The following is a 5734-nucleotide window of genomic DNA, read 5'->3' as shown; positions in this document are numbered from 1 at the left end:
CCCGCCGCTGCCGGCGGGGCGGCGACCCCCATCGAGGCGACGGCGGCCAAGGCCACCAGCATCGCCGGCTTCCGCGTACCAGGACGACCCATCCGAACCTCCCGAGAACACTGTCCGCGCAGCGTAACCAGATCCCCAAGGCCCCCGACAGTATGCCTCGCGCCCCGGAACCCCGCATGCCGGCTCAGCCCACCCGGAAGGTGTCCACGGCCATCACGGGGTCGGCCGGCGCCACCAATTCGCGCGTGACGACCTCCACCGGCTCCTCCGGAGCCCCTCCCCCGCTCAGCCCGCTCACGTACGCGAGGGCCTCCCCGAGCGCCAGCACGGGCACCCGCCGCCGCAGCAGCCGCGCGGCGGGAATCCGGCCCCGCTCCGCTGCGGCCGCCCGCACCTCGTCGTGCAGCTCGTCCACAGCGGTCCGCAGGGTCGTTCCCCGGACCCGCTACCATCCCGCCGCATGAACGACGACGTGCGCAACATCGTCCTGGGCGTCATAGCCGCCGGCATCAGTGCCGCGATCGGGTGGGTGGCCCGGACTTATCTGTGGCGGCGGAAGCTGCGGCGGAAGCAGGTGTTCTTCGGGCTGCCGGACAACTCGGAGACGCTGTTCGTCGTGAACAGGGACCCGGGGGCGACGGAGCCGGCGGTGCACCGGTTCGACGTGTTCGCGCTGCTGGAGCTGTCCGCGCTCATCAAGGACTGTGGCGCGAACATGCAGTTGATGACGCAGGACGTTTCGCACCAGGGCTTCGGTGAGCGGACCGAGTTCTGCGTGGGCGGTCCGGCGTCCAACCGGCGCATGCTGGCGCACATGTCGGCCATGCTGCCGGGGGTGCGGATGAACACCGAGAAGGAGAAGGGGCCGAACCGGGGCGCGTTCCGGATCGGTACGGAGACCTACCGGATGGAGCCCGGCACGACCGAGTACGTGCTGCTGGCCAAGGTCGCGGCGGGCCGGCAGACCCGGCCGGTGTTCCTGTTCTGCGGGCAGCGGGCCATCACCAATCAGGCGGCGACGCGCTATCTGGCCCGTAACCACGAGCGGTTGGCCCGCAAGCACGGCTCCCACTCGTTCGTGCTGCTGCTGAAGGTGGTCAACTCCCAGGCGTACGGCCCCGATCTGGTCGAGGTGGTCGCCGATGTCACGCGGGCGGCGCAGGCCCCCTTCCCGGAGACCGAGGAGACGCCGGCCCAGACGACGCCCGCCTCGTAGGGCGCAACCGCCCTCAATTATTGTTACCCGTACGTAACTTACCGACGGGTTACTTGAGGTAAGAACCACCAACTACTGTCGGGTCACTTTCGCACTGGCACGCGTCAGGAGTGACCATGGCATCCGCTCGTAACCCCTTGCGCACCTGCGCCGTCGGCACCGTCTCGGCGGCGCTGGTCGCCGGCGCGGTCGTCGGGCTGGCGCCCGCGGCCCAGGCGGCCCCCACCGTACGGTTCGTCGACATTCCCGGTGACGGGGGCACCGTACTGAAGGCGAACGTCGTCACCCCGGCGGGCTCCGGCAGCCATCCGCTGCTCGTACTGCCCACCAGCTGGGGCTTCCCGCAGGCCGAGTACCTCGCCCAGGCACGGAAACTCGCCGACTCCGGCTATGTGGTGCTCTCCTACAACGTGCGCGGCTTCTGGCAGTCCGGCGGCGAGATCGAGGTGGCCGGGGCGCCCGACCTGGCCGACGCCTCCAAGGTGATCGACTGGGCGCTGGCCAACACCCCCGCCGACTCCGCCCGCATCGGCATGGCGGGCGTCTCCTACGGCGCGGGCATCAGCCTGCTCGCCGCCGCCCACGACCAGCGGATCAGGGCTGTGGCCGCGCTCAGCGGCTGGGCCGACCTGATCAGCTCGATCTACTCCGGCCGCACCCAGCACGTCCAGGCGGTCGCCCTGCTGGACGGCGCGGGCGGGATCACCGGCCGGCGGGGCCCGGAGCTGCGGCAGGTCTTCGACCGCTTCTACGCCTCCGACCTCTCCCAGGAGCAGAACCTCATCGACTGGGGCGAGCGCCGCTCCGCCGTGACGTACCTGGACCGGCTCAACGCGAGCAAGCCCGCCGTCATGCTCGCCAACGCCTGGAGCGACTCGGTCTTCCCGGCCAACCAGTACGCGAGCTTCTACGAGAAGCTGACCGGCCCCAAGCGGCTCCAGTTGCGCCCCGGCGACCACGCCACCCCGGAGCTGACCGGGCTGTTCGGGCTGCCCAACGACGTGTGGAAGGACACCGGCCGCTGGTTCGACCACTACCTCCGGGGCGTGGACAACGGCGTCGACCGGGAGCAGCCCGTCCAGCTGGAGTCCCGCACCGGCGGCGGCTACGAGGGCTACCCGGACTGGAAGTCGGTCGCCGCCACCGACCGCAAGATCGCGCTGACGGGCAGCACCACCATCCACACCAACGTCGACTCCGGCGCGGACGGCGGGATCGTCCTGCTCTCCGGCCTCATGGACCAGGTCACCAAGCTGCCCCCGATGGCCTCCGTCCCGCTGCTCCCGCGCCGCTGGGCGGCCGTCTGGCAGTCGGAGCGGTACGCCGCGCCCCAGCGAGTGCGCGGGACCGCCAGGCTGCACACCACGCTCACCCCGACCGCCGAGAGCGGCACCTTCGTGGCCTACCTGTACGACGTGGGCCCGCTCGGCATCGGCAAGCTGGTCACCCACGCGCCCCTGACCTGGCACGGCCGTACGCCGGGGCAGCCGTTCGGGGTGGACCTCGACCTGTTCTCCACGGCCTACGACGTCCCGGCCGGGCACCGGCTGGCCCTGGTGGCCGACACGGTCGATCCGCTCTACATCGAGCACAACCCGTCCGGCGCGCGGCTGACCTTCTCCTCGCCGGAGGGCGACCCGTCGTACGTGTCGGTCCCCCTGCGCGAGCAGTGATCTCCGGCCGCCGCCGGACGAGCATGGCCCGTGTGGACCGCCGCCTTCGTCACGGCTTCAGAGCCGTGGGTGGCTCCCCACCCGGCAGCGGCGCCCCAGGGCCGGGCGCGGCGACAGCCACGGCCTCGGTCTTGGGACTGCGCTGCTCCCGGCGGGACACCCAGACGGCGAACCACGAGAGCAGCATGCACATCCCGATGTAGATCGGCGAGATCACCATCACCACGGGGATGAACGGCAAATCGTAGTCGAGGTTCGAGGCGATGAGCTTCCCGGCGTGGAGGAACTCCTCGTAGGTGATGAGGAAGCCCAGCGACGTGTCCTTCAGCGCGACCACCAACTGGCTGATGATCGCTGGCAACATGGCGCGTACCGCCTGCGGTACGAGCACAAAGGACATGACCTGGGTTTTTCTCATGCCGAGAGCGAACGCGGCCTCACGCTGGCCGCGTTCGACGGCGTTGACACCGGAGCGGAAGACCTCGGCGAGCACCGAGCCGTTGTAGAGGGTCAGTCCGGCGACGAGGGCGGGCAGCGGCTGCACCTTGAGCGCCACGAAGATGAAGAAGATCATCACCAGCACGGGCATCGCGCGGAAGAACTCCACCGCGAGCGTGGCCAGCCAGCGCACCGGGGCGTGGTCGGAGAGGCGTCCGGCGGCGAGCACCCCGCCGAGGGCGAGGGAGAGCACGGCGGCCACGGCGAACGCCTTGAGGGTGTTGCCGAGGCCGCGCAGCAGCAGTTCCTGGATGCCCTTGTACTCGAAGGGCCTCCACTTGATGGCGGTGAACTGGCCCGTGGAGAACAGCAGATAGAGCACCCAGGCGACCAGGCCCAGCAGCACGGCGGTGGACAGCATCGCGTACAGCGCGTGCCGCCGCCGGGTGGCGGGGCCAGGGACGTCGTAGAGCGCGGTGGTCCCGGTCGTCATCGGGCCACTCCCCACTTGCGCTCCAGCAGGTTGAACACGGCGCTGATGGCGAGCGTGATGATCAGGTAGCCGACCGCGATCCAGACGAAGGTCCAGATGATGTTGTAGCCCAGCTCGCTCAACGTCCTGTAGGTGCCGAGCAGTTCGGTGACGCTGAAGGCGCCGGCGATGGCGGAGTTCTTGGCCAGCGCGATCAGGGTGGAGCCGACGGGCGGGATCACCGAGCGGAACGCCTGCGGGAGCACGATCACGCCGAGCGTCTGCGCGAAGCTCATCCCGAGGCTGCGGGCCGCCTCCCCCTGGCCCTTGGGCACGGTGTTGATGCCGGAACGCAGCGCCTCGCAGATGAAGGCGGAGGTGTAGCAGCCCAGCGCGAGGACCGCGAACGCCTGGAAGGGCAGCACCAGTCCGAACCGGGGCAGCCCGAGCAGCACCGCGAAGAACAGCAGGGTGAGCGGCGTGTTGCGCAGCACGGTCACCCACACCGTGCCGAAGACCCGCAGCGAGGCCACCGGCGCGACCCGGAAGGACGCCATCAGGAAGCCGAGCGCGAGGGCCAGCAGCGAGGCGTAGACGGTCAGTTCGACCGTGCCGAGGAATCCCTCGGCGTAGATGGCGAAGTTGTCTGTCAGTACGTTCATGGCGTCCTCGGTCAGCTCGCCGGGTAGCGGTCGATGGGCGGCGGCTTCGGCGCGGGCACGCCGGACAGGCCGAGCGTGGCGTCGTACGCCCTCTTCCAGTCGCCGTTCTTCTCTCGGGCGGCGAGGGCGTTGTCCAGGGCGAAGCGCAGGGCGTCGTCGGCCCGCGGGACGCCGATGCCGTACGGCTCCTTCGAGAACGGCTTGCCGACGACCTTGAGTTCGTCGGGGGCCTTGGCCGCGTAGCCGATCAGGATGGCGTCGTCGGTGGTGACCGCGTCCACCTGGTAGGTGAGCAGGTTGTCCACGCAGACCGAGTAGGTGTCGTAGGCGACCAGGACGGCCTTCGGGTAGTCGTCCTTGATGCGCCGGTACGGGGTCGAGCCGGCCGCCGAGCAGACCCGCTTGCCGGCGAGGTCCTCCGGCCCATGGATGTCGTCGGTGTCCTTGCGGACCAGCAGGGACTGGCCGGCCATGTAGTAGGGCCCCGCGAAGCCCACCAGCTTCCTGCGGTTGGCGTTGATGGTGTAGGTGCCGACGTAGTAGTCGATCTGGCCGTTCTGCAGGGCCGTCTCGCGGTTGGCGGAGGCGATGGTGCGGAAGCGGACGCTGTCGCCGGGGAAGCCGAGGGAGGCGGAGAGCATCTTGGCGATCTCGATGTCGAAGCCGGAGTACCGGCCGGTCGCCGGGTCCTTCTCGCCGAGGTAGGGCTGGTCCTCCTTGGCACCGACGACGAAGTGGCCGCGCTTCTTGGCGCGGGTCCAGGTCGGGGAGCCGGGCAGGCTGAAGTTCCGGTCCACCGCGTAGTGCGGCAGCTGGTCGGGGGCAGGGCCCTTGGCGGGCGGGCTGCCGTCCTTGCCGCACGCTGCGGCGAGCAGGACGAGGGGGGCGAGGAACAGGGCGATGGCGCGGGGCGCGCGGGTGTGACGGGACATGGGTCGCACTCCCCCGGTCAGTGCTTGAGGATCTTGGAGAGGAAGTCCTTGGCCCGCTCGCTGCGCGGGGCGGTGAAGAACTCCTCGGGGCTGCGGTCCTCCACGATCCGGCCGTCGGCCATGAAGACGACGCGGTTGGCGGCGGAGCGGGCGAAGCCCATCTCGTGGGTGACGACGATCATGGTCATGCCCTCACGGGCGAGCTGCTGCATGACCTCCAGCACCTCGTTGATCATCTCGGGGTCGAGCGCGGAGGTGGGCTCGTCGAAGAGCAGCGCCTTGGGGTCCATGGCGAGGGCGCGGGCGATGGCCACGCGCTGCTGCTGGCCGCCGGAGAGCTG

7 protein-coding genes are annotated in these 5734 nt (G+C 70.1%); 2 read left to right on the top strand and 5 right to left on the bottom strand.

Translation table 11 applies throughout. The features are described from left to right. Positions 1 to 184: 184 nt before the first annotated feature. Entirely contained in the window at positions 185 to 415 is a 231-nt protein-coding gene (locus GT030_RS28510; RefSeq protein WP_161203550.1) for a hypothetical protein, read from the bottom strand. A 45-nt stretch (positions 416 to 460) separates the two neighbouring features. Between GT030_RS28510 and GT030_RS28505 the strand changes: the two genes are divergently transcribed. Both GT030_RS28505 and GT030_RS28500 read left to right on the top strand, forming a co-directional pair. After that, complete coding sequence (locus GT030_RS28505) at positions 461 to 1216, top strand: hypothetical protein (RefSeq protein ID WP_161203549.1); 756 nt, start codon at positions 461 to 463, stop codon at positions 1214 to 1216. Positions 1217 to 1332: 116 nt separating this feature from the next. Continuing rightward, on the top strand, positions 1333 to 2889 hold the full coding sequence (locus GT030_RS28500) for an alpha/beta fold hydrolase (RefSeq protein WP_161203548.1): 1557 nt from the start codon (positions 1333 to 1335) through the stop codon (positions 2887 to 2889). 49 nt (positions 2890 to 2938) lie between these two features. On the opposite strand, the gene GT030_RS28495 is transcribed toward GT030_RS28500, so the two are convergent. The 4 genes from GT030_RS28495 to GT030_RS28480 all read right to left on the bottom strand — a co-directional run. Then, complete coding sequence (locus tag GT030_RS28495) at positions 2939 to 3820, bottom strand: amino acid ABC transporter permease (protein WP_161203547.1); 882 nt, start codon at positions 3818 to 3820, stop codon at positions 2939 to 2941. Further along, entirely contained in the window at positions 3817 to 4461 is a 645-nt protein-coding gene (locus GT030_RS28490; RefSeq protein WP_161203546.1) for an amino acid ABC transporter permease, read from the bottom strand. Before GT030_RS28490 ends, GT030_RS28495 begins: the two co-directional genes overlap by 4 nt. Positions 4462 to 4472: 11 nt before the next feature. Further along, a complete protein-coding gene (locus GT030_RS28485) occupies positions 4473 to 5393 on the bottom strand; it encodes a glutamate ABC transporter substrate-binding protein (RefSeq protein ID WP_161203545.1) in 921 nt (306 codons plus the stop codon). Between the two features lie 17 nt (positions 5394 to 5410). Beyond that, on the bottom strand, positions 5411 to 5734 hold a 324-nt coding region (locus GT030_RS28480; protein ID WP_161203544.1), incomplete at its 5' end, for an ATP-binding cassette domain-containing protein.

The organism is Streptomyces sp. SID1328 (assembly GCF_009865595.1).
Lineage (GTDB): Bacteria > Actinomycetota > Actinomycetes > Streptomycetales > Streptomycetaceae > Streptomyces > Streptomyces griseoluteus.
This window is presented reverse-complemented; position numbering and strand designations above follow the sequence as displayed.

Bases quoted from the DNA above. Each gene is read 5' to 3' on its own strand.
- GT030_RS28505 (WP_161203549.1), top strand. From the start codon at position 461: ATGAACGACGACGTGCGCAACATCGTCCTGGGCGTCATAGCCGCCGGC.
- GT030_RS28500 (WP_161203548.1), top strand. From the start codon at position 1,333: ATGGCATCCGCTCGTAACCCCTTGCGCACCTGCGCCGTCGGCACCGTC.
- GT030_RS28495 (WP_161203547.1), bottom strand. From the start codon at position 3,820: ATGACGACCGGGACCACCGCGCTCTACGACGTCCCTGGCCCCGCCACC.
- GT030_RS28490 (WP_161203546.1), bottom strand. From the start codon at position 4,461: ATGAACGTACTGACAGACAACTTCGCCATCTACGCCGAGGGATTCCTC.
- GT030_RS28485 (WP_161203545.1), bottom strand. From the start codon at position 5,393: ATGTCCCGTCACACCCGCGCGCCCCGCGCCATCGCCCTGTTCCTCGCC.